Origin of the sequence: Serinibacter arcticus, from assembly GCF_003121705.1 — a bacterium.
Lineage (GTDB): Bacteria > Actinomycetota > Actinomycetes > Actinomycetales > Beutenbergiaceae > Litorihabitans.
Genome location: NZ_PYHR01000002.1, coordinates 1323446 through 1350022, shown reverse-complemented (window position 1 = coordinate 1350022; position 26577 = coordinate 1323446). Strand labels below are relative to the sequence as shown.

Below are 26577 nucleotides of genomic sequence, written 5' to 3'. Positions count from 1 at the left end.
GTGGTGGTCTGCCCGCCGCACGTCCTTCCCTCGACCTGAAGGTGCTACCCCGTGACCTCCGCTGCGCCGGCCAAGCCGGCCCGCCGCCGTTCGGCCCTCGGGCCCACGATCCTCATCCTGGCCGTGCTCCTGGTCGCGCTCTTCGCGTCCGCGGGCCTCGTCACCGAGTGGCTCTGGTACAGCCAGCTCGATGTGACCCAGGTGCTCCGCACCGAGTGGCTGACCCGGGCGGCGCTCTTCGCCACCGGTGCCCTCGTGCTGGGCGGATCGACCTGGCTCAACCTCCACCTCGCCTACCGCCACCGTCCCGTGTACGCCCCGGCGACGCAGGAGCAGCGCAACCTCGACCGCTACCGCGAGGCCGTCGAGCCGCTGCGTCGCGGCGTGCTGATCGGCGCCCCGATCGTCCTCGGGCTGTTCGGCGGCCTCGCCGCGTCCAGCCAGTGGCAGACGATCCTGGTCGCGTTGAACGGCGAGACGTTCAACGAGGTCGACCCCCAGTTTGGGATGGACCTGTCGTTCTTCCTCTTCACGCTGCCGGCACTCCGGTTCGCGGTCTCCTTCCTCATGGCGGTCGTGTTCATCGGCCTGGTCGCCGCCGTCGTGACCCACTACCTGTACGGCGGCCTGCAGGTCGGCCAGGGCCCGCACGTCAGCCCCGCCGCCCGCGTCCACCTCGGCGTCCTGGCTGCGGTCTTCACGCTGCTGATCGCCGGGTCCTACTGGCTCGACCGGTACTCGCTGCTCGCGCAGGAGGGTGAACGCTTCGACGGCGCCGCGTACACCGACGTCTCCGCCGTCCTCCCCGGGCGCGAGATCCTGGCCGGCATCGCGATCGTCGTCGCCGTCCTCTTCGTGGTGGCCAGCGTGCGCGGCACGTGGCGGCTCCCCGCCGTCGCCGTCGCCCTGATGCTGGTGGCCGGGATCGTCGTGGGCGCCATCTACCCGGCGCTCGTGCAGCGCTTCCAGGTACTACCGAACGAGCAGGACCTGGAGGAGCCGTACATCCAGCGCAACATCGACGCGACGCTGGCCGCCTACGGACTCGAGGACATCGAGCGCATCGACTACCAGGCCACCACCGAGGCCGAGGTCGGCGCGCTCCGCGAGGACGCCGAGGCCACGGCCAGCATCCGCCTGATGGACCCGACGATCATCTCGCAGACGTTCCGCCAGCTGCAGCAGATCCGTCAGTACTACTCCTTCGAGCAGGACCTGTCGGTGGACCGCTACGACCTCGACGGCCAGAACGCCGACACGGTCATCGCCGTCCGCGAGCTGAACCTCAACGGGCTCGGCGCCAACCAGCGGAACTGGACGAACGACCACACCGTGTACACGCACGGGTTCGGCGTCGTCGCCGCCTACGGGAACACGCCCGGACCGGGCGGACAGCCCGAGTTCTTCGAGGGTGGCATCCCCAGCACCGGTGAGCTCGGCGACTACGAGCCGCGCATCTACTTCGGCCAGCAGTCCCCGGACTACTCGATCGTCGGGGCGCCGGAGGGCACCGCGCCGTGGGAGGTCGACTACCCCTCGGACGAGACCGACGGCGAGGTGCTGTCGACCTACACGGGTGACGGCGGTCCGCAGGTCTCCAACCCGTTCCTGCGCGCGCTGTTCGCGATCCGCTTCGGCAGCCAGGAGATCCTGTTCTCCGACCGCGTGACGAACGAGTCGCAGGTGCTGTTCGACCGCGACCCGCGCGTGCGCGTGGAGAAGGTCGCGCCGTTCCTCACGGTGGACTCCTCCACCTACCCGGCCGTCATCGACACCGACGGCGACGGCGTGGGCGAGGTCAAGTGGATCGTCGACGCGTACACGACGTCGAACTCCTACCCCTACTCGGCCCGTCAGGCGCTCGAGGAGGCCACGCTCGACTCGACGCTGGTGGGGGCCAACGGCCAGCCGCTGACGGTGACGCAGCAGCCCGCGTCCGTGAACTACATCCGCAACTCGGTCAAGGCCGTCGTTGACGCCTACGACGGCAGCGTCACGCTGTACACGTGGGACGAGAGCGACCCGGTCCTGCAGACGTGGAAGAACGTCTACCCCGACCTGATCCAGCCGATGTCGGAGATGTCCGGCGAGCTGATGAGCCACGTCCGCTACCCGCAGGACATGTTCAAGGTCCAGCGCACGCTGCTGAACACCTACCACGTGACCGACGCGGGGCAGTTCTTCGCCGGGTCGGACTTCTGGCGCACGCCGGAGGACCCGACCGACGACGGCACCGCGCCCCAGCCGCCGTACTACCTCACGCTCCGGATGCCGGAGCAGGAGGAGTCCTCGTTCTCGCTCACGACCTCGTTCATCCTCGCGGCCGAGAACCGCAACGTGCTGCGTGGCTTCGCGGCGGTGGACGGCGACGCCGGCACCGTCGACGGCGAGCGGGCCGAGAGCTACGGCCGTATCCGGCTGCTCGAGCTGTCAGCCGGTTCGGCGATCCCCGGACCCGGTCAGGTGCAGAACAACTTCGACACCGACCAGGCCGCGGCCAACACCCTGAACATCCTCGACTCCCAGGGGTCGCAGGCGGTCCAGGGCAACCTGCTGACGCTGCCCGTCGGCGGTGGGTTCCTCTACGTCCAGCCGGTGTACGCCCAGGCGTCCTCGGGCACCCAGTACCCGCTGCTGCGCTACGTGCTCGTGGCCTTCGGCGACAAGATCGGGTTCGCGACCACGCTCGACGAGGCGCTGGACCAGGTCTTCGGCGGCGACTCGGGGGCGGACGCCGGTGACGCCGGCATCGACCCCGACGTCGAGGTCGAGCCGGTCGACCCGGGTGAGGACCCGACCGACGGCGCAGGCGAGGAGCCCACGGAGCAGCCGACCGACGGCGGCACGACCGCCCCGGTCCTGCCCGGCACGCCCCAGGAGCGTCTGACCACGGCGCTCGACGACGCAGGCACCGCCCTCGCGGACTCGCGCGCCGCGCAGGTCAGCGGCGACTGGGCCGCGTACGGCGAGGCGCAGGCCGACCTGGCGGACGCTCTCGAGCGCGCGATCGCCGCGCAGGACGAGATCAGCGCCGCCGGCTGACCGACGGGCCGGGTGGCCCGCCCACGTGGCACGTGAGGCAGGTCACCCGGCCCCGATTTGGCTGTTCGGCAGTGGACACGTAGAGTGGTGTTCACCGACGCGGGGTGGAGCAGCTCGGTAGCTCGCCGGGCTCATAACCCGGAGGTCGCAGGTTCAAATCCTGCCCCCGCTACAAAGGAAAGGCCCGGTCTCAACGGAAGTTGAGACCGGGCCTTTCGTCATTCCCGGCAGGAGCTACCCACGGGGCGAGTCCTCACCTCTTCCCGACGAACCCCGACCGTGTAGCCGGTCCGCGTTGACCGCGGTGCGTCGGGTCAGCCTCGCGCTGGCACACGGCACCGAGGGGGCGGTCTGAGGCTACGAGGTCGATGTCCGACCCTGGGTCCGGGGGTGAAGTGACGGGTGAAGTTCCCCGCGTCGCCCTGCTGACCTCGACCCGGCTACCTAGATTTGCCGACGCTCGGCCGTGCGATGCGGCGGGGTGGGGACGACGTCGCGAGGGGGCATCCGAGCGCGCACGTCCTCTCACCGGGGACGACGCCGGAGGCCCATCAGTGGGATCTCCTCCGATCGGCATGTGTAGCCCGGTGCCGGAAACAGGGACTCGAAGAGGGCTGAGCATGATGAGATCGACAACCAGGGGACGAGCGAAGTGGGGCGGACGGAGAGTTGCCGCGATGGCAGCGCTCGCGGCACTGACGCTGACGGCGGGGGTGGCTGCACCGGCGATCGGTGAGACCGCCACGCCTGCCACCCCGCTCGGTGAGGTGGCGACCGGCGGGGAGGCTGAGGCCGAGAGCCGCCTTCCGCAAGAGACCGCGCCGGACTCCGACGCCAGCGAGGCGTCGACGGAGGCTCCGGACTCCGGCCAGCTCGGAGAGACCGCGGTCGCGCCGGAGCCCAGCGCACCGTCCACGAGTGTGCCGGCAGCGGCGGAGCGCGCCGTGGCCAGCGCTGTCGCGCTCGCCGTCGGTGACGGGACGCTGTCGGTGACGCTGACCCAGGTGACCGGCACGGAGCCGTTCGACGGCGACGACGCCGCAGGCAACGACTCCAGCCCCACCAACGACGTGGTGCGGACGAACGACTCGGTGACCTACACGGTCGGACTGCGCGTCGAGGGCGCCGACCAGACCAGCCCGACGATGACGTTCGTGCTCCCCAAGGGAGAGGAGCTCCTGTCGCTGCCGCCCTTCTGCGTCATCGGCTCGTCGGTGACGCCCGGGACGCTGCCCGCCCCGGCCATCCCGGTGACCATGACGTCGTGGGAGGCGCTGCCGCAGCAGACCGTGACCTGTGTGGTCGAGGACCGCGCGGCTGGCAGCTCCCTCGACTACAAGTTCGTCTCCAAGGTCCGTCCCGAGGTTCCGAACGGCACCGTTCTCGGTCCGATCGCGGTCTCGGCGACCTCGACCGAGGTGACCGAGCCCGCCGTGTCAGGGCCGGTCTCCCACTCGGTCTCGGCTGCCGCGAACTTCGACGTCTCCAAGCGCACGCGCAGCGGTTCGGACAACGCCGGGCCGTTCTACCAGAACTACCGGATCTGCTCGTTCGACGCCGCCCGGCTCTGCACGAGGATGGAGTTTCCGCTCACCATGGAGGCTCCCGCAGGCGGCAAGGGGATCACACCCCTGGCCTCCCCGGTCGTGGTGACGGAGGACCTCCGGCCGGACGCGTTCTTCGGTGCCGGTACGACGGTTTCGCCCGCATGGCTGGCGGCCGGTCCGGATGCCCTGGAGCGGTACGCGCCGCGCTTGACGATGTGCGCGCCCGGTTACGCGATGAACCTCTATGGCGAGATCCCCGACCCGAGCGTTCGAGCGGGGAACTCCGCCGCGAGCGCCGTGCGCGACAGCGGCACGATCACCTGCGCCCAGCCCGCGCTGGGTACCCCGGTGGACATCGCGTTCACGGGCGCCGACACGACGGGCTACACCGTGCCGACGCTGACCTCCGGCACGGCTCCGCTCCCGGCGGACTCCGGTTACGTGCTCTCGACGGTCGTCGTCATCGAGGTGCCGTTCGACGCCGTGCGCGACCTCGGCGAGGAGATCGACGACAGCTACACCCTCAACTGGCGCAACCACTACTCCCAGGTGCAGGCGAACGCGATCGACGGCAACCCGAACCAGGGTGAGCGGCCGGAGAACAACGTGCGCACCGGCACGACCAAGTTCGACGGCGGCAGCGGGAGCTTCAGCCTGGGCAAGGGCTTCAGCGGCGTCACCAATGCGCCGGGCAACACACCGACCGGTCAGTTCACGAGTTGGGAGTTCCAGGGCCCGCCCGGCTCGTCGAGCTGGCGCGACGGCAACACCGTCGTGCTCCCTGGCCAGACCGTGCTGAGCAACCTGACGGTCTCGCACGACATCCTCCCGATGTCGGGGGCCGAGTTCTCACGCACCTTCGTCTCGTGCGACGTGTGGGACAGCACCAAGCTCGCCATGCCTGTGTCGTTCGATCTTCCTGCGACGACCCAGACGCGAGTGCAGTTCGCCTCGAACGGGTCGCCGGCCTGGGTCTCGAGCGTCATCCAGGACAGCTGGTGGGCCAGCGCCGACGGGCTCGACAACCTCAAGATCGAGTACGGCTACACCGCCGACCCCGGCAGCGCCGAGAAGTCCGCGTGCAACACCGGAACCTGGGCGACCAGCCCCGGAGCCGTCCCGGGCGCCTCGGTCGTGGACGGGAACTGGCAGGGTGTCAACCGCGTCCGGTTCGCGTTCAGCGACGAGGGCGGCACGACCGGGACCCAGATCACCGTGAACTTCTCGATCGCGATGCGGGTGCTGGCGAGCGCCGGCCCGAACGGCACCGTCATCCCCAACTTCGCGAGCCTGCAGACCAAGGCCGGCGCCCACAGCCTCGACGAGGCCGTGGCCGCTCCCGACACGACGCACAACTCCAGCTACGTCCCGGCGACGAACGCCGGCAATCAGGGCGACCGGCTGGTCGTGGGGCAGGCGTCAGCGCGGATCAAGAAGTTCGTGAGGAACCCCACGAGCGGTGAGTTCCAGAGCTCGGGGGCTCCCCAGTACACCGCCGGGTCGGCGGTCGCGTACCGGCTGACCCCGACGCTGACGGCGGATGGCTCGGCCAGCGGGCTCACACAGAACGTCACGGTCGAGGACTGCCTGCCGCCCTACCAGCAGTTCGTCTCCTCGACGCGTGAGAGCGGCGCGGCCATCACCCCGGTGGTCGTGCAGTCCGGCTCCCCAGCCGGTGCCGAGGTCACGTGCGCAGCTACCCAGACGTACGTGAAGTGGGACCTGGGATCGCAGGAGATCAACAAGGTGATCGATCCGATCGTGTACGAGGTCGAGATCACGGCGACCGCCCGCAACGGCGTCTACACGAACACGGCCGTGATCGCGGCCACCGGTGACCCCACGGGCGTGCGCGCTCGCACGTCGACGGCGCAGATCCAGCTCGTGGTGCCCACGGGTATCAAGATCTCCAAGACGGTCGACAAGCCCGTCATTGAGGTCAACCCCTCGTCGGTGTCGAACCCGCGCACCCTGACGTGGACGGTCGCGTTCGCGAACATCGACGCTCCCGCGAACGTGGAGAACGTGGACATCGTCGACGTGCTCCCGGCGAACGGTCTGAACGGGAACGACTACCAGGGCTCCCTGGTGCTCGAGTCCGTGACCCCGACGGCGGGTGACGGCATCGCGGTCCTGTACACCAGGGCGCCGTCCGCGTCGCTCAGCTCAGACCCCGACCACGCCTCCAACACGGCCTCGGGTGCCACGGTCTGGTGCGACGCGATCTCCGGGGACGTGGTCTCGGGTTCGGGCTCTGCTGCGGACTGCCCGCAGACGAGCTCCGAGGTGACCGGACTGCGGTTCCAACGTCCCGGTGCCTTCACGCCGGAGCAGGACTTCGCGGTCGCGATCACGATGACCCCGGTGGGCAACGCGCAGGGCGACCTGTACCGCAACATCACCTCGGGCCGGGTCGACGGGGTCTCCCAGGGTGTGGGCCCCGCCATCCGCACGGTGGCCGTGGTCTCCTCGAGCATCGGTGACCGGGTCTGGTTCGACGCGAACGCCGACGGCCTCCAGAGCGAGGGCGAGTCCGGGGTGGCCGGTGTGCCGGTGACCCTCACGGGGACGGACGTGGACGGCAACGCCGTCACGCTCGCGACCGTGACGGGGGCTGACGGGTCCTACCTGTTCGCCGACCTCGCCTCGGGCACGTACGTGGTGACGTTCGACGAGGCGTGGGTGAAGGCGAACCACTACGACTTCACCCAGCGCTACCAGGGCGAGGACGCCGGCATCGACTCCGACGCCGACCTCGCCACGGGTGCCAGCGGTGAGATCGTGCTGGGGATCGACGCCGATCGCCCCGACGTCGACGCCGGGCTGGTCCAGCCCGTCGGCTCGCTCGTGGTCGTGAAGCAGCTCACCGGCGCCGGCGTGGCGCTGGCGGGGGACACCTTCGCCTTCGACGTGGTCTGCACGAGCCGAGGCGTGGAGGTCTACTCCGGCGAGGTCGAGCTGACCCGCAGCGGTGAGGAGAGCGAGCTCACCTCGGAGCCGATCACGGGTCTGCCCGTCGGCGCCGAGTGCATGGTCACCGAGACCGCCACCGGTGGTGCCGACGAGGTGCCGGCGCCCGTGACCGTGACGATCACGAGGGATGTGCAGGTTAGCCCCGTGCTGGCCGTGGTGGTGAACGAGTTCTCCGCCGGGACGATCTCCGTGTCCAAGGTGCTGGACGGCCCCTACGCCGACCACGCCGACGTCGTGGACCGCGAGTTCACCCTCCTGGTCACGTGCGAAATCGAGATCGACGTCGAGGGCGAGCCCCAGCTGGGGACCCTGGTCTCGCAGTCGGTCACGCTCCGGGGCGGCGAGACGCTGACCCTGGTGGACGCCGAGGGCATCGAGGTGCTCCTGCCGCTCGGAGCCACGTGCTTCGTGGAGGAGACCGACGCCGGTGGCGCAGACGAGACCACGATCGAGCACGGCAGCTTCGAGACCGGTGCGGTGGTCACGGGCAACCCGGAGGAGCTGCAGGAGCTCACGGTCTCGGCCGTGAACACCTTCACGACCGACCCGAACCCGCCGGTCACCCCGCCGACGACGCCGCCGGTGACCCCGCCGACGACGCCGCCGGTGACCCCGCCGACGACGCCCGCGGTCACGCCGCCGACCACGGCGCTGCCGCACACGGGAGCCGACGTTCTCGGGTTCGCCGGGATCGCCGCGCTCCTGGTCGCCGGGGGACTGGCGGCCCTGGTGGTCCGACGCCGCCGGGCGGCCGTGCAGGACTGACCCGGATCCCTCGGCGGTGGCTCGCGCCACCGCCGAGCAGGGCCGGGGCCGGGGTGCGAGAGCGCCCCGGCCTCGGTCCACCGCCAACGACGGGCCCCTCACCCGTCGTCGGCACCCAGCTCCGAGCGAGCCGGGTGGAGCGCCCGGTCCCGGCCCCTCACGGAACCGGGCGCTCCGATCATCCGTTCCTGCGGGAGTCACGACGTCCTGCACCACCCGCGTCATTTCTGGGGTGCCCGAATGCTGGGTCGTCGCCCATCTCGGAGTTCAGGCGCATGCGCGCATCCCTTGGCGTGAAATCGTGTACTCCGCCCTGAAACGTCAAGCTCCTGCTCGCGGGGCGGGGTGATTGCACAGCATTGGCAACTCTTTGTCGAGCGCGCAGGCGGCAAGCCCGATCAGCGCCAGAACGTCGCCGACGAGCTATTTTTGCGTCGCCCTTCTCCTCGAATGTTCGCGGCCATTGGTCTGGGGCGGAGGATCGTCAGCGTCTCCGGAGGACGTGCCGTCACCTACCGCCGCCGCATGCCCAAGCAGTGCATCGCGAGGTCCAACCGTTGCGTGGGGTTGGTGGTGGTGAAATCGCGCCCGTCGATAGTTCTGGCGTGAACTGCCGCCTTTCGCTTCTACCTGGCCTTTCGCGCGACGACGCAGTTGCCGGGGGACGCCTCCCGACCCTCCGCGGGACGCCCGGTCTGCGCGGGGGCACGCAGACCGGGCGTCGACGACCGAACGTCCCGGGACGTTCGGATCCGGGCAGCGGATGGGGGGTCCTGCTCCCGGGCCCGGGGCGCACAAGATTGATGATGAGCGCACCAGGCCCGGTCAGATTAGGCGGGGTAATGTCGAACGGCGTACGCGCCCGAGTGAAATCGCCCTGAACGTCACCCTCGGGCGCGAGGCGTCACGTACCGGGGTTCACGCTAATCGGCCAGACCGCAGCGGCGGAAGGCCCGGATTCGCGTTCAAGATGTTTCTCCACGACTTGCCGCGCGACGGCCTGGTTGTTGCCCTAGGGTGGTCGCTGTTGCGCCGAGGGGTCGTGATCAAGCCATCGAGAAAGGGACGAAGTTTGCCTTCCCGCCGCATCTATGGCGCGCCAGCCCTCGATCTCCATCTCATCGACCGAACGGCGCTCATTCCGGCCTTCGACGAGTCAGTTCGGCATGTCCTGGTCCGCTCGTGGCCGGGGTCGGGTCGCACCACCCTGCTGAGGCAGTGGAGCCGGCTCGAACGAACCGTGGTGGAGGGCGTCTGGGTGGGAGTTCCTGGCGGGTCCTCGAGGCCCGCCGCGTGGTGGGGGCATGCTCTCGCGCTCCTGATGGACTCCGGACTGCTGTCGGAGCAGGTGCCGGAGCTCCCCGAGGATCCCGACGAGCTGATCCCGCGCGTCGTTCGGACACTCCTTCGACTCGGGAGTTCCGCGACGCTCGTCGTCGACGACCTCGACCGTCTTCCGGAACCGTTGCGAGCGAGCCTGCTCACCGTGGCGAGCTCCGTACCGCAGCTCCATCTGCTGGCGAGCGCCGACGCCTCGTGGGAGCCGGAGGTCTCCCTCCCCGCCGTGGCGGTCGTGGCGGACCTCGAGCTGAGTGTCGACGACATTGCGCGGGCGACTGGCACGTCGGCTGAGGTCGCGACCCAGCTGAAGCGGGCGATCCTCGGCCGCCCGGCAGGGCTTCGCATGGTGAGCGTCATGCCGGTGGGGCAGGACGACGGTCTCCGAACGGGCGCCGAGCTCGTGCGGACGGAACATCACGTGATCAGGGCTCACGACGCGGAGGTGCGGCGCCGCGTCCGGGCGCTCGCGTTGCAGGACCTCTCGTCCGAGACGGAGGGGGTGCTGCGTTCCTGGGCTCTGGCCGATCCCGTGACGGACGAGCTCGCTCGACTCCTGAACCCGCGAGTCGCGGTCGACGACGTGATGCGCGCCGTCGTGCGCGCAGGACTGGCGCGCGTCGAGCGGCAGGTGGGGGGCGATCTGATCATCCGTCTCGCTGCCCCCGTACGAGCGACGCTGAGGCAGGATGCCAGCCCGGAGGACCGCTCGATCCACGTCGCTCACGCGAACTGGGCGTTGGCCAGGCGTGACCTGCCTCGCGCACTTCGGGCTGCCGGTCAGGCGGACGACCTGGCGCTGGCAGGCCTCGTCCTCACGACTGGTGGGCTTCCACTGCTGTGGGAGCACGGCGCGATTCTTGTCGAGCATTTCGAGAGAACCCCCGTGCGAAGGCTTCAGCAGCATCCGGTGGTCGCGCTCGCTCTCGGTCTGGCGTTGAACTCCCGGCGTCAGCACCGACTTCGAGCCGCTGAGCTCTTCATCACCGCGGCTGCATCCGCGCGACTGAATCGGTCGGCCACCCCGTCCGACCGCGCGCTCATGGCGACCGTGGAAAGCGTCGCGCTCCGACTGACCGGGCTCGCGGACGGTGGTGTGGCCGGTGCCCGCCGAGCAGCGAGCGCCCTGGGTCAGCTCGACGCCACCGGTCAGGCGGCCCTCGGCGCACTCCGCAGCGACCTGCTCCTTCACGCCGGAATAGGACTTCTCTACGGCGACCTCCGTGAAGAGGCCGTCGAGGCCTTCGAAGCCGGTGCGGCGGCGGCGGCCCCCCTCGAGCCCAACCTGCACGCTTGGGCACTGCTGGCCGGCACCGCCGCTCTTCGCGGAGACCTGGACGAGGCTCGTTCGTGGCGCGACCTCGCCCTGTCCCGGCCGTGGCCGCCGGACAAGATCGACGATTACCAGGGCACCTATCTTCGCGTCGCTCAGGTGGTGCTCGCCCTCGAGGACGGAAAGCCCGCCGAGGCGGAAGCCTGGCTCGACCGGATCTGGCCGATCCTCCCCACCGTCGAACACTGGAGCGTGCTCCTCCAGGTTCGAGCGTTCCTCGACGTCCGACGAGGTCGGCCGCTCGAGGGTCTCGAGCGCATGGACAGGGTGCGCCGCTCGAGGCGGTCGCGGACCGGGGCGCCGGAACCCGTGCTGCGCCGACTCGACGAGACCGCGGCGCTCCTGCATCTGGCGGCGGGTCAGCCGGCGGCCGCCGAGAGAGTGCTGCGGCGAACCCGCCGCGAGGATGCCCCGGGGGCGCTGGCTCGAGGCCGCCTCGCACTCGCACAGGGACGAACTGACCTCGCGCTGACGCGGCTCGCGCGAGCCTCGTCCCTGGGCTTGACCGCGCCGCGGCTGCGAGTCGAGCACGGTGCGCTCGAGGCCGCAGCTCTTCTCCGCCTGGGCCGGTCGGAGCTGGCGGAACGAGCCGTGCTCCGGTTGGAGGCTCAGCTCGAGGCGTCCGGCCTCAGCTTTCCGCTCTTCCTGGTCCCCGGCGCCGAGGGAGCGCTCCTGCTTCAGCGCTTCGCCTCGACGTCCCAGGGGGAAAGAGGGGGATCACCCGGATCGACCGCCTCGGCCATTCCCGAGGTTCCACACCTGACACCGCGCGAGGAGGTCGTGCTGCGCAAGCTCGTCGACACGGCCAGCACCGTCCGGATAGCTCAAGAGCTCGTCGTGTCGGCCAACACGGTCAAGAGCCAGATGCGCAGCCTCTACCGCAAGCTCGGAGCCACCAACCGCAGGGAGGCGCTCGCCGCCGCCACGAGCTTTGGTCTGCTTCGGCGAACCGAGGATGACGGCGAAGGTTCGGCGGTCAACCTCAACGAACCGAGTTGATTCGCATCACCGGCACGATCGAGACGAGAACCAACCCGAGGGCCGCGGCGAAGAGCACCCCGTAGTCACCGTGGCTCAGTGTCAGGAGCCCGACGGCGACGAGGGGGGTGAGGGCCTGGGGCACAACCTGGGCCAGTCCCAGGATGGCGAGGTCGCGACCCGTGTGCCGACGCTGCGGCAGGACGTCGATCATCAGCGCCGTGTCCACCGCGAGATACGTTCCACGACCCAACCCTGCTACCACCGCGTAGCACAGCACCGCAGGAACGGTCGGCAGGAGCCAGGGAAGCAGCAGGGCACAGGCGACGACGATCGAGGCGACCACGACGAACGGTTTGCGGCGGCGAGAGCTGTCCGTGAACCGCCCAGCGACGGCGGCCGCGACAGCGATGCATCCGGTGTGAATGGTGACCACGAGCCCAGCGGTGGCCGCGGCGCCCTCGCGGCTAAGTCCTAGATGGTCCATGAGGATGAACAGCAGATACCCCGACACCAGCTGGTTGCCCAGCACCAGCATGAACCGACCCACGAAGACGCGGGTGAAGTCCGGTGCTCGCCGTGGCCAGGTCATCGTCGGGAGGCCTGAGGTCAGTCCGCTTCCTGCGTTGGCGATCTCGGGATTGCGACGAACGAGGACGGCGGCGGCAACGGCTACCGCAGAGGTCAGCAGCGCCCCGGTAGCCAGAGGGAAGGACACGAGCTGGCCGGCCAGCACCACTCCCAGGGCGAGCCCCAACGACACACCGACGCCGAGGATGGAGCCGGCCCGCCCCCGCTCGGAGGGGAGGACCCGGTCGGCGACGGCCGCCTCGAACGGTGACTGCACCACGTTGAGAGCCGCTTGCGTCAGGACCCAGCCGATGGTGAGAGCGAGCACAGATCGGGCGGAGCCCAGCGCCAGCGCCGCAGGCACAGCCACGACGGAGGCCGTCACGATCCAGGGTGCTCGACGGCCCCAGCGCGATCGGGTCCCGTCCGATGCGGCACCGGCCAGAGGTGAGACCACGATCGTCACGAGAGACGCCGTCGTCATCACGATCGCGAGGTTGACCTCCTTGGTTCCGGCATCCACGAGCGCGACCTGCGCGGGCACGAGCACGCCTCCGAGTCCGCCGTAAGCAGCGTTCAGTGCTATCGCAAGGCCCAGGGCGGGCCACAGGAGTCGGCGTCGAGCAACGTCGCTGGCGAGGCGTTCGTCAGCGCTCATCACACCCACGGGCGTGCTCCTTTCTGTACCTCGGTCGGTGGCGCGTTCGCCACTTGGCGAGCCAGACCGTTGACGCACGTCGGGTGACTGCCCGGAGGCGGCGATCGGCGCTAGGAGCGTAGTCAGCAAGCGTGTGACGGGCACGTCGAGCGCTCGCGTCAGGCGCGCGTCACGTCAGGTGGCGCCGCGGAGCTCTTGATCGGCTCCCGACGGTCGAGGAGCAGGACACGTCCCGTCTCGACGAGCCAGTCCTTCCACTGTTGGGGAGCGTTCACGTCATCCCAGTCGTCGCGGCTGATCAGCATGTCGGCGTGGCCGGCTGCTCGGCTCGTTGCTGTAGTCATCAAGCCCCCTGGGGAAGCATCCGGAACCGTTGCCCGCGACGTGGAGCCTCGGGCGTCTCATCCACGGACGGAAGGATGGTTGTCGGGCGCGTCGAAACTATTCGGTTCTGGTCCGACAGGTGGAGTCAGGAGCAATGAATTCACCTTCGCTCTCACCCCCGGAACCTGCGACTGCGCGTCGTCTCGACATTCGACTCCCTGGGGTGGGGAAGGTGTGCGACATGTGTGAGACCGTAGGTGACGCCATCTCGACAATGGGGACTAATGCGACGTCACGTCATTCTTTCGGCAGTTCTGGTCTGCTTCGGGCTTTCGTCATCGGCCTGCTCCTCCGATCCCGCCGTCGAGTACGAAGGGGTCACGCCGGCCGAGTTCGTCCAGGTCGCATGCTCCGACTGGCTCGACTATCACGAGCTCGAGGAGACCAATCGGGACCTCCCGCTCGCCCTCGCGGGTACCGGTGAGGAGCAGCGCGCCGAAGCGCTAGCGGCGGGGCAGGCCCAGCTCGACCGATTGAGTGCGGCGCGCGACGCCATCTCCGAGTCGACTCCGGCGGTCGCTGACGGCGCGGACGTGATCGCGCCGTTCGTGTCCTACTACGACGGCCGTCTCGCTGTCGCGGAGCCGCGTCTGGAGGAGTTCACGACCTTCCCGACCGAGCTCTCGGGCCACGACGACCAGGTACAGATCGAGGCGATCGATCTCTTCCAGGACATGTCTCGCCACGGCGAGGGTGCCCCCACCAACTACCCGTTCACCGAGGTGGAGGACGAGGAGATCATCGAGGCCTACGCCGACGAATCCTCCTGTGCAACCCTCGTCACCGTGACCCGCTACTGACGACGCAGAGCAGGCAGGTACCCACCCGTGACGTGGCTCGGTCGATCTGAGCGTGTCCAGGCCCGAGGTTCTCTTGTGCGGTCCCAGGTATCGAGGGTGTACGGCATCCCCCGCTACGAAGGAACTGCGCGGTCCCAACGAAAGTTGAGACCAGCCGTTCGTCATCTCCGCACGTTGCGCACCTTGCAGCCGGTAGCGGCGTGTGGCTGGAACCCTGGGGTGCACCACCGCGTCGGTCAGGAGGCCGCGAGGGTGCCCGCACGACTACGTAAGGCGCCCCGGTCGCGCAATTGGACGCTCGGAGCCGGAGCGCCGGCGAGGTCGCTGGGATCTCGCTCGTGACCCGCGCTGCTCGTGACGGTCCGCGTCGTTAGGCGATACTGACCCGTGACACGGGGCATGAGGCACGTGTCACGACGAAGGGACCTCTGAGATGCCGCGCTCGTCAGGAGATCGACCGCAGAAGGTTGCCGAGGGCGCCCTCCAGGTCATCGCAGCCCAGGGCATGCGGGGGCTCACGCATCGAGCCGTCGACGCGCAGGCCGGTCTACCGATGGGAACCACCACCCGGTACGCCCGAACGCGCCGGGATCTCCTCGTTGCGGCTCTCGGGAGACTTCGCTCCCGGTTCGAGGGGTCCGTCCAGGTCGTGCCCACCGACCACATCGCGGATGATCGGGCGGCCGTGGAGTTCATCGCGAGTTCTCTCGAGCTGATGGTGAGTCGGGAGGTCGATCAGGTTGCAGCCATCCTTCTGCGGATCGAGCTGAGGAACGATCCAGAGCTCCGGTGCCTCGTCGACGCCGCGTCTGAACCTCAGGAGAACGTGCTCCAGCATCTCGCGGGGATCCTGTCGAATCTCGGAGTGGACGAACCGGTCCGGCGGGCGTCGGAGCTCCTCGTCATGTTCGACGGCATCCTGCTGGCGAAGATCGCAGCAGGACGCGACATCTCCATCCGGAACATGGTGAGCACGTACCTCAGCGGTGTTCGAGCTCAGACCTCTCCCAGCCAGGTGTGAAGCAGCCCGAACCACGGGGTCGGCCCCCAGCCGTGTGGCTGGGGGCCGACCCGTGCACCGCCCGCGGGTCGTGTCAGCCGCGGGAGATCGTGACCTCACTCCGTCGACGGACGACGATCATCGCTCCACCGACGCCGAGGAGCGCCAGAGCGGTCAGGCCGAGTCCGACCCCGTGTGCTCCGGTGACCGGAAGCCCTGGACGCACGGGGAGGGGCACGGGGCTTCCGATGGTGGTGCTGACCGTGTCGGTCGCCGGCGTGGGCGGGACGACGCCGGCCGGCGCGTCCCCGACGGCGCTCGCCGTGTTGACCACCCGTCCGGCGGTCGTGTCCGCCTGCGTGATGGAGTACGGCGAGTCGGCCTCGCACGTCACCGAGGCCCCGGGGCGGAGGGTCGTCGGGTCGCACCGCACGGTGATGCCCAGCGCCTCGAGCTTCGGGTCGTCAACGCTCACGTCCGTCAGCACGACGGTGCCCGTGTTGGTCACCACGAACACGTACGTGATGCGGTCTCCGGCGTCGACCACTCCGTTGCCGTTCACGTCCTCGACCCGCGAGACCTGCTTGTCGAGAGACAGCGCGGCGACGGGGTCGGTGGGGGTGTCGGTGGTGGAGGTGGGGGGTTCGGGGGTTTCCACGCCGGGGGGCGGGGTGGCGGTTGCGGTGGCGGTGTTGATGACCTGGCCGTTGTCGACGTCGGTCTGGGTGATTACGTACGGGGCGTCTGCCTCGCAGGTGACCGATGCGCCGGGGGCGAGGGTGGTCGGGTTGCAGGTGATGGTGATGTTGAGATCGGCCAGCATGGGGTCGGTGATGCTGACGTCGGTGAGGGTGGTGTTGCCGGTGTTGGTGACCTGGAAGGTGTAGTTGATCTCGTCGCCGAGGTCGGTGAGGTCGTTGTCGTTGACGTCGACGACGTCAGCGAGCTTCACCAGGGTGTAGTCGGCGACGGGGTCGGTGGGGGTGTCGGTGGTGGAGGTGGGGGGTTCGGGGGTTTCCACGCCGGGGGGCGGGGTGGCGGTTGCGGTGGCGGTGTTGATGACCTGGCCGTTGTCGACGTCGGTCTGGGTGATTACGTACGGGGCGTCTGCCTCGCAGGTGACCGATGCGCCGGGGGCGAGGGTGGTCGGGTTGCAGGTGATGGTGATGTTGAGATCGGCCAGCATGGGGTCGGTGATGCTGACGTCGGTGAGGGTGGTGTTGCCGGTGTTGGTGACCTGGAAGGTGTAGTTGATCTCGTCGCCGAGGTCGGTGAGGTCGTTGTCGTTGACGTCGACCACGTCAGCGAGCTTCACCAGCGTGTAGCCGGCCTCGGGGTTGGACGGAAGCTCGGCACCGTCCTGGTCGGAGATCGGCGGTCCGCTCGGAGGCGTTCCGGTCGCTGAGGCGGTGTTGTCCACGCCACCGTTGTCGACGTCGGCCTGCGTCACCGTGTAGGTCGCGGTGCAGGTGACGAAGGCTGCCGGGGCGAGGGTTGCGGGCTGCGCCGGGTCGCACGCGAGCTGTGAGAGCTCGCCCGCCCCGGTGAACTCGACCTCCTCGACCAGGACGCCGGTCAGCGTCGTGTTGCCGGAGTTCGTCGCCACGAAGGTGTACGTCACCTCCTGCCCGAGCACGACTTCCGTCGCGTCCACCGTCTTGACCAGGGTGATTCCGGGCACGGGGTCGGTGGGGGTGTCGGTGGTGGAGGTGGGGGGTTCGGGGGTTTCCACGCCGGGGGGCGGGGTGGCGGTTGCGGTGGCGGTGTTGATGACCTGGCCGTTGTCGACGTCGGTCTGGGTGATCACGTACGGGGCGTCTGCCTCGCAGGTGACCGATGCGCCGGGGGCGAGGGTGGTCGGGTTGCAGGTGATGGTGATGTTGAGATCGGCCAGCATGGGGTCGGTGATGCTGACGTCGGTGAGGGTGGTGTTGCCGGTGTTGGTGACCTGGAAGGTGTAGTTGATCTCGTCGCCGAGGTCGGTGAGGTCGTTGTCGTTGACGTCGACGACGTCAGCGAGCTTCACCAGGGTGTAGTCGGCGACGGGGTCGGTGGGGGTGTCGGTGGTGGAGGTGGGGGGTTCGGGGGTTTCCACGCCGGGGGCGGGGTGGCGGTTGCGGTGGCGGTGTTGATGACCTGGCCGTTGTCGACGTCGGTCTGGGTGATTACGTACGGGGCGTCTGCCTCGCAGGTGACCGATGCGCCGGGGGCGAGGGTGGTCGGGTTGCAGGTGATGGTGATGTTGAGATCGGCCAGCATGGGGTCGGTGATGCTGACGTCGGTGAGGGTGGTGTTGCCGGTGTTGGTGACCTGGAAGGTGTAGTTGATCTCGTCGCCGAGGTCGGTGAGGTCGTTGTCGTTGACGTCGACCACGTCAGTGAGCTTCACCAGCGTGTAGCCGGCCTGCGCGTCGGACGGGATGATCGCGTCGTCGTCGTCGCTGACCGGGGTGCCGAACGGGTCGGTGGCGGTGGCCGTGGCGGTGTTGTAGATCGAACCTGCGTCGACGTCGGCCTGAGTGACGGTGTAGGTGGCCGTGCAGGTGAGAGAGGCGCCCGGCGCCAGCGTGGTGGGTTGCGCACACTGCAGCGCGGAGAGTTCGCCCGACCCGGAGAACTCCTCCTCGGAGACGGCGACGTCACTCAGCGTGACGTCGCCGACGTTGGTGGCCACGAACGAGTACGTGACCTGCTCGCCGAGGGTGACCTCGTCCGTGCTGGCCGACTTGGCGAGCTCGATGGCCGGGTTGCTCACGAAGGTGACCGGAGCGCATCCGGGAAGGTTCAGGCCGAGCGATGGGCTGATGTTCGCGGCGCAGTTCTCGAACGACAGTGGGGCGCTCTGGCCTGCCTGGACCGCTGAGTGGGTGACGGGCACGGTGATGGTGCACGAGACCTCGCCAGCGCCGAGAGAGCCCTCGGAGATCACGATGCTCGATGATCCGGCTGCAGTCGTCGTCGATGCCTGACAGGTTCCGCCGACGGAGGCGGGGCTCGCGACGATGAGGCCGGCGGGAAGGGTGTCGGTGAAGGACCAACCGTCCTTGGCTGCGAGCTCGCTGCTGTTGGTCACCGTGAAGGTCAGCGTCGAGGTGCCTCCCACCGGCGCGATGGCCGGCACGAACGCCTTGTCGAGCTGGGGTGTGACGTCCAAGATCCGAATGTTGTCGAACGCTCCGTCGTTGCCGCCGCCGCCACCGTGCTCGTTCCTCATCGTGACGCCAACCGTCGGAGTGGTCAGCAGGACCGAGGAGTTGGCCGCGAAGCTCCCGTAGTGGACGACCTGGCCGAGACCTTCGTAGACCTGGGTCCGAGAGTCGGTGCACGGGTTGATCGCCGACGTCGACACGGGAGTCTCGTTGCCGATCGCGTCGGTCAGGTAGAACCGCAGCAGGGGAGCGTAGTTGGTGAAGCACGCCGTGGCCGCTGCGTCGACGGAGAAGGTCACGAAGCGACCGTTGGCCGCCAGCGGGATCTGGGACGAGACGAACTGGCGCTGATTGTCCGCGGTGCTGCCCGAGGTGTTGCTGGAGACTGCTCGATTGGTCTCGGGATCGGCGGGCGAGTTCAGCAGGCCCAGCGCGTACGCCTTCACCCGGACGTCTCGCCACTCCGACAGGAAGTTGCCGCAGTACCCCGCGGGCGGGTTCTCGGGCGCCTGGAACGTGAGAAGGAAGCCGTTGCACATGAGCACGTCGAGCCAGAAGGGGTCGGCCGTGTAGGTGACCCCCTGGCCCGAGGAGTAGTCCGGGAGGTTCACGACGTCGCTGTCGGCCCCCCCGTAGTTCTCGAACGTCTCCTCGTACAGGACGGGGGGATCGGACGGCACTCCTGGCTGACCGGGAACGGCCGTGGCCGACGGCGCGACGACGGCCGCCAGCCCCGCGGTGGACAGGCTCGCGACCAGAGTGGCGCTGGCCAGAGCGGCGACCCGGGAGGAACGACGACGGCCGGCTGAACCCGTTCTCGTCCCACCCCGATACCAACGTGATAGCTGCTTCATCCCTCAGAGACCTTTCTCGCACGAACGCGACCCGGCTCATCGATGCGCCGGGAGCGGTCCGAAGCCACCGGTCAGGTCGGCTCTCGAACCCGTTCAGGCTAGATCCGAAACATGCGTAGCGCTACAGGAGATACGTAACGAGTGCGTGAACGCGCTTCCGGCGCAGGGTGTGATCTTCCTGCGCGTCGCTCATCCCGTTACTCGGACCCGGCGGTCACCCAGTACGGCGGAGGAAGCTCCTCCTGCAGCTCCGGTACGAGCTCCTCCAGCAGACGGTGGTACTCCTCCCGCGCCTGGGGGGAGCTCCAGCCGTGCTCCCAGTGGGCGTTGTCGTCGAAGAGCGTCGCCAGACGTCGCAGGCGATCGGCGAGCTCGGTACTGACCCCGAGCACACGTTCGAGGTCCACCACCAGTCCGCCCCCGAACCAGACGGGCGTCTCGGCCGAGTAGTCGCTGAACACCCTGACGTGGAATCTCTCGTCCCGGTCCATCCGGCCAACCTACGTCCCCGACGAGACGTGGTCCCGGGCGGAGGAGCCCTCCTCCGCGAGCCGGGTCGCCTCGGATCAGCTGCGCGCAGCAGCCCGGGTCACCGGCCGGCGCTCGGCCCCGCCGCCAGGATCCCGCCGCGGATGATGTCGGCGGTGTCCTGTCCGGCCCCCACCACGACCTGCACCGTCGGTCCGTCGGCGACGGCCACCGTCCGACCCTGCTCGGGACCGTCCAGCGTGACCGCCAGGGCCGTCTCCCGCGTGACGGTCTCGATGTCTCCGACGGCGATCGCGGCGGCCAGCGGATCGTGCAGCGGGGCGCGGCGGACGTGGTCGACGCTCTCGTAGAAGTCGATGTAGCGGTGGAGCATGGCCCCGAGCGCGACGTGCAGCGACGTGCCGGCACGGGTGAACGCCTCGGCGTCGCCGTCGTCGAAGCAGTGCGCGACGGTGACGTCGAGTGGGACGAGGACCGTGGTGAATCCGGCGGCGAGCACCTGTCGGGCGGCCTCGGCGTCGTTGAAGAGGTTGGCCTCCGCGGAGCCGGTGATGTTCCCGGGGGCCCAGACGGCGCCACCCATGATCGTGAGCGTGCCCACGCGCCGGGGGAGCGTCGGATCCAGGCTGAGGGCGTGGGCCAGGTTGGTGAGCGGGCCGATCGCGACGATGTCCAGGTCGGTCCCGTGTTCCCGGGCGAGCCGGAGCAGCATCTCGGGCGCGCCCTCGGAGGTGACGTCGTCGCCCGCGGGCAGCGAGACGTCCCCGATCCCGTTGGTGCCGTGCACGTGCGGGGCGCCGCCGCGATAGCTGCCGCCGAGCGGGTCGCGGCAGCCCACCGCCACGGGGACCGAGGAGCCGTGGGCGCGCAGCAGGCTCTGGGTGTTGGCGGCTGCCTCCTGCGACGAGGTGTTGCCGGAGACGGTGCCGATGCCGACGAGACGGACCTTGCTGCTGTGGAGCAGGTACGTCAGTGCGAGGGCGTCGTCGATGCCGGTGTCGCAGTCGAGGTAGACCGGTGCGGGCTGGTTCATGGGTGTCCGGACGCTCCTTCGGACGCGGGCGGGGTCGGTTTCATGGTGCCACCGCGGACGCCCTCGCGTTCACCCACCCCTCGACCCCCGGCCACCTCGGCTCCGCCGCGCCGTCACGCACGCTCCGTAACGTCGCCATCGTGCGGGTCATGGTGGTGACCGAGTCCTGGAAACCGAGCACGAACGGTGTCGTGCGGTCGGTCGAGCAGGTGGTGACCCATCTTCTGGGTCGTGGCGCCGAGGTCGCCCTCGTGGCGCCGGGCGCCGAGCAGGACGTGCCCGACGGCGTCGCCCGCGTCCTGGCGACGCCCTCGCTCCACGTCACCCGCCTGGGGTACTCCACCTCGGTCCCGACCACGGGGTTGCGGTCCTTCCTGCGCGACGTCGCGCCCGACGTCGTGCACGTCGCCTCACCCTTCCTGCTCGGCGCGCAGGCCGTCAGGGCCGCGGCCGACGCGTCGATCCCGAGCGTCGCGGTCTACCAGACCGACGTCGCCGCGTTCGCCGTCGCCAACGGGTACGCCTTCGCCGAGCGCCCCGTGTGGCGCTGGATCGCGGGGATCCACCGCCGGGCGACGCTCAACCTCGCGTGCACGGACGACGCCGTCACCGACCTCCGCGCCCACGACGTGCCGCGGGTGCGGCGCTGGCACCGCGGCGTCGACCTGGACCTCTTCACGCCCACCGCGCGCACCGCCGCGTGGCGGCGCCGGCTGACCGGCGGTCGCGACGTCCCGGTCGTCGGCTACATGGGCCGGCTGGCCCCCGAGAAGGAGCTCGGGCTGCTGTCCTCGCTCGCGGGTCGCGACGACGTGGCCCTCGCCCTCATCGGCGACGGGCCGAGCCGCACGGACCTGGCCGCCCGCCTCCCGGGCGCCGTGCTCACCGGCCGCCTCGAGGGCGCCGAGCTGGCCGCCGCCGTCGCGAGCCTGGACGTCTTCGTGCACCCCGGCCGGCACGAGACGCTCTGCCAGGCCGCGATGCAGGCGATGGCCTGCGGCGTTCCCGCCGTGGTGCCCGCCGCCGGTGGCGTGGCCGAGCTGGTGGACGAGCGCACCGGCAGCCACTTCACCCCCGGGTCGACGGCGTCGCTCGCCGCCGCGGTCGGACGCGTCCTGGCCGATCGGGACGCCCGCGGCGCCCGCGCGCACGCCGTCTCCCTCACCCGGGGCATCGAGGCCTCGGTCGCCGAGCTCGCCACCCACCACGCCGAGGCCGTCGCACTCCACCGGGGCCGCCCCGGCTCCGGTGCCCCTGCGCTCACCGCACCCACCAGGAGGTCCGCCGCATGAGGATCCTGCAGCTCGCCAACTTCGTCTCGCCCACCTCGGGCGGCATCAAGACCGCCCTGGGGCAGTGGGCCAGGCGCTACCGGGCCGAGGGCCACACCGTCGGGGCGATCGTCCCCGCGACGGGTGACGACTGGGCCTGGGACACCCCCGCGCAGGTGCGCGCCGTCGGGTCGTGGCCGCTGCCGGGCTCGGCCGGCTACCGCCTCATGACCGGGCGGGCCGAGATCGCCGAGGCGATCGCCGCGTTCCGCCCCGACGTGCTGGAGATCTCCGACCGCACCACGCTGCGGTGGGTGCCGCGCTGGGCCCGGGCCCGCGGGATCGCCTGCGTGATGGTGGCGCACGAGAACGTCACGGACGTCGCGCGGACCTGGGGCGTGCCGCGGGCGGTCGCCTCCGCCGTCGCGAACGGTCTGAACGCCGCGAGCGCGGCCGGCCTCGACGCCGTCGTGACGCCGAGCGCCTACGCCGCCAGCGAGTTCCGCCGGATCGGGGTGCCGGCCCACGTCGTCCCGCTCGGCGTCGACCGCGGCGTCTTCCGGCCTCGGTCCGAGATCGAGCGCGGCGACGGCGCGCCCGCGCGTCGATCGGGCGGGCCGCTGCACCTGGTGCACGTCGGTCGGCTCTCGCAGGAGAAGTACCCCTTCCTGTCGGTCAAGACGCTGGTCGAGCTCGTGCTGCGGGACGTGGACGCCGAGCTGACGATCGTCGGCGACGGGCCGCACCGTGAGCGCGTGGCGCGGGCCGCCGCCGGCTTCCCGGTCGAGCTCGTCGGGCACCGTCGTCCCGACGAGGTCGCCGCGATCCTGCGCGACGCCGACGTCGTGCTGGCTCCCGCGCCCGCCGAGACCTTCGGGCTCGCCGCGCTCGAGGCGATGGCGTGCGGCGTGCCCGTGGTGTGCGGGGACACCGGGGCGCTGGCGGAGGTCGTGGGCGACGGCGGCCGTGCGGTCCCCGCGCACGCCACGTCGTTCGCGAACGCGGTCGTCCAGCTCGCCGGCGCCGAGCGCGCCCCGGTCCGCGAGCGGGCGCTGGCGCGCGCCGAGGGCCTCACGTGGGAGGCGTCGGCGCACGCCATGCTCCGCGTGCACGCGGGCGTCCTCGGCCACCACCTGCCGGCTGCGGCGGGGGCGTGAGGTGGTGACGCTGCGGCTGTTCGCCCTCGGCGACAGCCTGACCGAGGGGGTCGCCGACGTCTGGAGCAACGACCTGCTCACCCCGTTCCCCGGCTACCTGGCGCGCGCGCTGCGGGCCGGCGGGACCGACGTCGTCGCCGGCAGCGCGGCCTGGCGCGGCGCCGACGCGAACGACGGGGCGACGCGCCAGGCCGCGCAGGCCTGCGCCTTCCGGCCCGACGTCGCGGTGCTGTGGCTGGGGCTGAACGACGTGCTCCGCCTGGGGTTCGACGCCGCGGCCGTGGGGGAGGAGCTGACCGGCACCGCCCGGCGGCTGCGTGCCGGCGGGGCGGCGCTGCTGACGGCGACGATGCCGCTGCCCGACGACGTGCTGGCGCTGCCCGGGTGGAGCGTGCGGCGGCTGTCCGCGCGCGTGCAGGCGCTGAACGCTGCCGTCGAGACTCTCGCGGCGGAGTCCGGTTCGCTGCACCTCGACGTCGGGCGCACCGTCGAGCGCGTCGGGCGCGCCCGGATGCTCGGCCCGGACGGTATCCACTTCACCGCCGCCGGACACCACGCCGTCGCCGTGGACTATCTCGAGCTGCTCTGCCGGGCAGGGATCGCCTCGGGGCAGGCGCCGCCCGAGCCGCCGTCGGTCACCCTCAGCCGTCGCGACCGTGCCACCTGGTACGTCACGCGGGGCACCGGGTACGCCGTCCGACGGGCCGTGCTCCGTGCCGAGGAGACCCCCGCGATCTCACCCCCCGACCAGGAGAGGCAAGGCTTGGCTAACTGAGGGTAGCCTCGCCTGCATGTTCTCCATCGATCGTTCTCGCGCGCGCCGACGCGGGTCCGTGCTCGCGCTCCTGATGGCCACCTCGCTCGGTCTGGCCGCGTGCTCGGGCACGGCCGACGCCGGTGGTGACGCCGCCGCCGCGGCCGCCGGTCCCCACCTGGCCGACGTGACGCCGCTGGCCGACCCGCACACCTTCGTCGGCCCGTCCACGGCCCGGCTCGCCGAGAGCGACGTCGTGCCGGTCGCCACCGACCCCCGGCCCCAGCTGCCCGTCACCGTCACGGACGCCCAGGGCACGTCGGTGACGGTCCACGACACCAGCCGCATCCTCGCGCTCGACCTCTACGGGTCGACGGCGCGCACCGTCGTCGAGCTCGGGCTGCTCGACAGCCTCGTCGGCCGCGACACCTCCTCGCAGTTCCCCGAGGTTGCCCACCTGCCCCTGGTCACCGCCAACGGCCACGAGCTCAACGCCGAGTCGATCCTCGACCTGGCGCCGACGCTGATCATCACGGACACCTCGCTCGGGCCGTGGGACGTCGTGCTGCAGATGCGCGAGGCCGGGATCCCGGTCGTCGTCGTGGACGCGAGGCGGAGCCTGGAGACCGTCGGCGACCTGATCCGGCAGGTCGGCGCCGCCGTCGGGCTGCCGGACGAGGCCGAGCTGCTGGCCGAGCGCACGCAGGAGCGGATCGACAGGACCGAGCGCGAGATCGCCGAGGTCGCCCCGCCCGCGGGGGAGGGGCTGCGCACGATCTTCCTGTACGTGCGCGGCGGCTCCGGCATCTACTACCTGTTCGGTCAGGACTCCGGCACCGACTCCCTCATCACCGGGCTCGGCGGCATCGACGTCGCGTCCGAGATCGGGTGGACCGGGATGGAGCCCGTCACCGACGAGGGGTTGATCGCGATGCAGCCCGAGCTCGTGCTCCTCATGACGAAGGGGCTCGAGTCCACCGGTGGGGTCGACGGTCTGCTCGAGGCCGTCCCGGCCCTGGCGAGCACCCCGGCCGGCGAGAACCGACGGTTCGTGGACATGGCCGACACCGAGATCCTCAGCTTCGGTCCGGCCAGCGCCGACGTGCTCGAGGCCCTCGCGGTCGCGATCTACGCGCCCGGGGCGACGGCGGTGGCCGAGTGAGCGCCGCGGTGACGCGGGGTCGGGGCCGCGCGTTCCGGCCGGCAGCGCTCCTCGGCGCGGTCGTCGTCGCGACGGCGGCTCTCACCGTTCTCGTGCCGGCTCCCGACGCCCGGGCCGCGGGCCGCGTCAGCGTCTCGAGCGACCTCGGGTCGGCGACGGCGTCGCTCGACGGCGCCACGACCGTCACGCTGGCCGGCTCCGGCTTCCAGTCGGTGCAGGGCGGTTTCGGCGGTGTCTACGTGCTGTTCGGCTGGGTCAGCGACCCGGGCGGTGGCGGCTGGGCCCCCAGCAACGGCGGCGCCACGGGTGCCACCTACGTCTACGTCCCCGACGCCGAGTCGGGCGCCAACGCCGGCTACAGCCGCTTCATCGCCTTCCCCGGCAGCTCGACGGCGGGCGAGGCGCACGGCGAGATCGCGGCGGACGGCACCTGGTCGACCACCATGGTCATCCCCGGGCCGACGTTCACCGGTCTCGACCGCGACAACGCCCCGACCCCCGTGGACTGCCGCGAGGTCACCTGCGGCATCATCACGATCGGCGCGCACGGCGTGAAGAACGCCACCAACGAGACCTTCACGCCCGTCACGTTCGCGAGCCCGGGGGCGGTGCGCCCGCGGCCGTGACCAGCGGCAGCCGCGACGGCGGCGCGGCGTCCGACGAGGGCGGGGCGGCGGAGCGGTCGGCGGCCGGGGCCGCCTCCGCCCCGGCCGAGGGTGGGGCCGGCGACGACGAGGCGGTCGACGGCGAGACGCCCGCCGAACCCGCGGCCCCCGACGTCCCGGCGACGCTGGGGGTGGAGGCGCGCACCGTCGTCGTCGGCCGCGTCATCGCGTTCACGGGGCAGGGATTCGCCCCGGGGGAGCAGGTCGTCGCCTCCCTCAGCGGCGGGCTCGCCGCCGCGGGGCCGCTGGTGGCGGGCGCGGCCGGCGAGGTCGCCGGCGTGCTCACCCTGCCGGCGGACATCCGCACCGGCTCCCACACGCTGACGCTGGTGGGCGCCGCCTCGGGTGACGCCCCGGAGATGGTGCTCACCGTCGTGGAGGACCCGGTGCTCGCCGCCGCGGCCCTGCAGGCGCAGGCCGAGCAGGACGCCGCCGGCCCCGGCTGGCCCGTCCTCGTCGCGGCGGCGGCCGGCCTCGTCCTGCTCGCGCTCCTGATCACGTCCGGCGTCACGGCGCTGGTGCGGCGCCGTCGTCGTCGCAGGGCGGCGCGCACGCCCGACGTCGAGCCCGTCAGCACCGGAGCGCGCTCGTGAGACGCCCGGTCGCGACCGCTCTGCTGACGGCCCTCGGACTGGGGGCCGCGCTCGCCGTCGCCG

The 26577-nt window shown here is 70.7% G+C and carries 17 protein-coding genes and 1 tRNA gene; 12 read left to right on the top strand and 6 right to left on the bottom strand.

Annotated elements, in window-relative coordinates:
• Positions 1 to 51: 51 nt before the first annotated feature.
• From C8046_RS06195 to C8046_RS06180, 4 genes are all read left to right on the top strand, one after another.
• The gene (locus C8046_RS06195) at positions 52 to 3042 is read left to right on the top strand and encodes a UPF0182 family protein (protein WP_109228692.1); all 2991 of its coding nucleotides are present in this window, start codon (positions 52 to 54) and stop codon (positions 3040 to 3042) included.
• A 98-nt stretch (positions 3043 to 3140) separates the two neighbouring features.
• Positions 3141 to 3214 (top strand) — tRNA-Met (locus tag C8046_RS06190).
• Between the two features lie 505 nt (positions 3215 to 3719).
• A complete protein-coding gene (locus C8046_RS18625; protein ID WP_109228691.1) occupies positions 3720 to 8327 on the top strand; it encodes an SdrD B-like domain-containing protein in 4608 nt (1535 codons plus the stop codon).
• 1321 nt (positions 8328 to 9648) lie between these two features.
• The gene (locus C8046_RS06180; protein WP_158277144.1) at positions 9649 to 11997 is read left to right on the top strand and encodes a LuxR family transcriptional regulator; all 2349 of its coding nucleotides are present in this window, start codon (positions 9649 to 9651) and stop codon (positions 11995 to 11997) included.
• On the opposite strand, the gene C8046_RS06175 is transcribed toward C8046_RS06180, so the two are convergent.
• Together C8046_RS06175 and C8046_RS18050 are read right to left on the bottom strand one after the other, a co-directional pair.
• The gene (locus C8046_RS06175) at positions 11981 to 13204 is read right to left on the bottom strand and encodes an MFS transporter (RefSeq protein WP_235866427.1); all 1224 of its coding nucleotides are present in this window, start codon (positions 13202 to 13204) and stop codon (positions 11981 to 11983) included. The two genes, C8046_RS06180 and C8046_RS06175, sit on opposite strands and share 17 nt — an antisense overlap.
• A gap of 158 nt (positions 13205 to 13362) precedes the next feature.
• Complete coding sequence (locus C8046_RS18050; RefSeq protein ID WP_146197077.1) at positions 13363 to 13548, bottom strand: hypothetical protein; 186 nt, start codon at positions 13546 to 13548, stop codon at positions 13363 to 13365.
• 264 nt (positions 13549 to 13812) lie between these two features.
• Between C8046_RS18050 and C8046_RS06170 the strand changes: the two genes are divergently transcribed.
• Positions 13813 to 14388: a hypothetical protein gene (locus tag C8046_RS06170; protein ID WP_109228688.1), complete on the top strand. Its 576-nt coding sequence runs from the start codon at positions 13813 to 13815 to the stop codon at positions 14386 to 14388.
• A gap of 553 nt (positions 14389 to 14941) precedes the next feature.
• Positions 14942 to 15409, top strand: a complete 468-nt coding sequence (locus C8046_RS06165; RefSeq protein ID WP_146197076.1) for a hypothetical protein — start codon at positions 14942 to 14944, stop codon at positions 15407 to 15409.
• Between the two features lie 73 nt (positions 15410 to 15482).
• On the opposite strand, the gene C8046_RS19710 is transcribed toward C8046_RS06165, so the two are convergent.
• The 4 genes from C8046_RS19710 to C8046_RS06110 form a co-directional block, all read right to left on the bottom strand.
• Entirely contained in the window at positions 15483 to 17483 is a 2001-nt protein-coding gene (locus C8046_RS19710; protein WP_158277143.1) for a DUF7507 domain-containing protein, read from the bottom strand.
• Positions 17411 to 19216, bottom strand: coding sequence for a DUF7507 domain-containing protein (locus C8046_RS18035; RefSeq protein ID WP_158277142.1), 1806 nt, complete (start codon positions 19214 to 19216; stop codon positions 17411 to 17413). Before C8046_RS18035 ends, C8046_RS19710 begins: the two co-directional genes overlap by 73 nt.
• A gap of 371 nt (positions 19217 to 19587) precedes the next feature.
• Positions 19588 to 19881: a hypothetical protein gene (locus tag C8046_RS06115; RefSeq protein WP_109228686.1), complete on the bottom strand. Its 294-nt coding sequence runs from the start codon at positions 19879 to 19881 to the stop codon at positions 19588 to 19590.
• Positions 19882 to 19979: 98 nt separating this feature from the next.
• Entirely contained in the window at positions 19980 to 20912 is a 933-nt protein-coding gene (locus tag C8046_RS06110) for a nucleoside hydrolase (protein ID WP_109228685.1), read from the bottom strand.
• 149 nt (positions 20913 to 21061) lie between these two features.
• Between C8046_RS06110 and C8046_RS06105 the strand changes: the two genes are divergently transcribed.
• Genes C8046_RS06105 through C8046_RS06080 form a run of 6 tightly spaced genes read left to right on the top strand, consistent with a single transcriptional unit; the run spans position 21062 to position 26514 of the window.
• On the top strand, positions 21062 to 22204 hold the full coding sequence (locus C8046_RS06105) for a glycosyltransferase (protein ID WP_235866425.1): 1143 nt from the start codon (positions 21062 to 21064) through the stop codon (positions 22202 to 22204).
• Positions 22201 to 23340 carry a glycosyltransferase gene (locus C8046_RS06100; RefSeq protein WP_109228683.1) on the top strand — a complete coding sequence of 380 codons (1140 nt, stop codon included), beginning with the start codon at positions 22201 to 22203 and terminating at the stop codon, positions 23338 to 23340. The genes C8046_RS06105 and C8046_RS06100 overlap by 4 nt, the downstream gene beginning before the upstream one ends.
• 1 nt (position 23341) lies before the next feature.
• On the top strand, positions 23342 to 24115 hold the full coding sequence (locus C8046_RS06095) for a GDSL-type esterase/lipase family protein (RefSeq protein WP_158277141.1): 774 nt from the start codon (positions 23342 to 23344) through the stop codon (positions 24113 to 24115).
• A 16-nt stretch (positions 24116 to 24131) separates the two neighbouring features.
• Positions 24132 to 25256, top strand: a complete 1125-nt coding sequence (locus tag C8046_RS06090; protein WP_109228681.1) for a heme/hemin ABC transporter substrate-binding protein — start codon at positions 24132 to 24134, stop codon at positions 25254 to 25256.
• Positions 25253 to 25882 (top strand): hypothetical protein, encoded by a 630-nt coding sequence (locus C8046_RS06085; protein WP_109228680.1) that lies wholly within the window; start codon positions 25253 to 25255, stop codon positions 25880 to 25882. The genes C8046_RS06090 and C8046_RS06085 overlap by 4 nt, the downstream gene beginning before the upstream one ends.
• The gene (locus C8046_RS06080) at positions 25879 to 26514 is read left to right on the top strand and encodes a hypothetical protein (RefSeq protein WP_109228679.1); all 636 of its coding nucleotides are present in this window, start codon (positions 25879 to 25881) and stop codon (positions 26512 to 26514) included. The genes C8046_RS06085 and C8046_RS06080 overlap by 4 nt, the downstream gene beginning before the upstream one ends.
• The last annotated feature ends 63 nt before the right edge of the window (positions 26515 to 26577 follow it).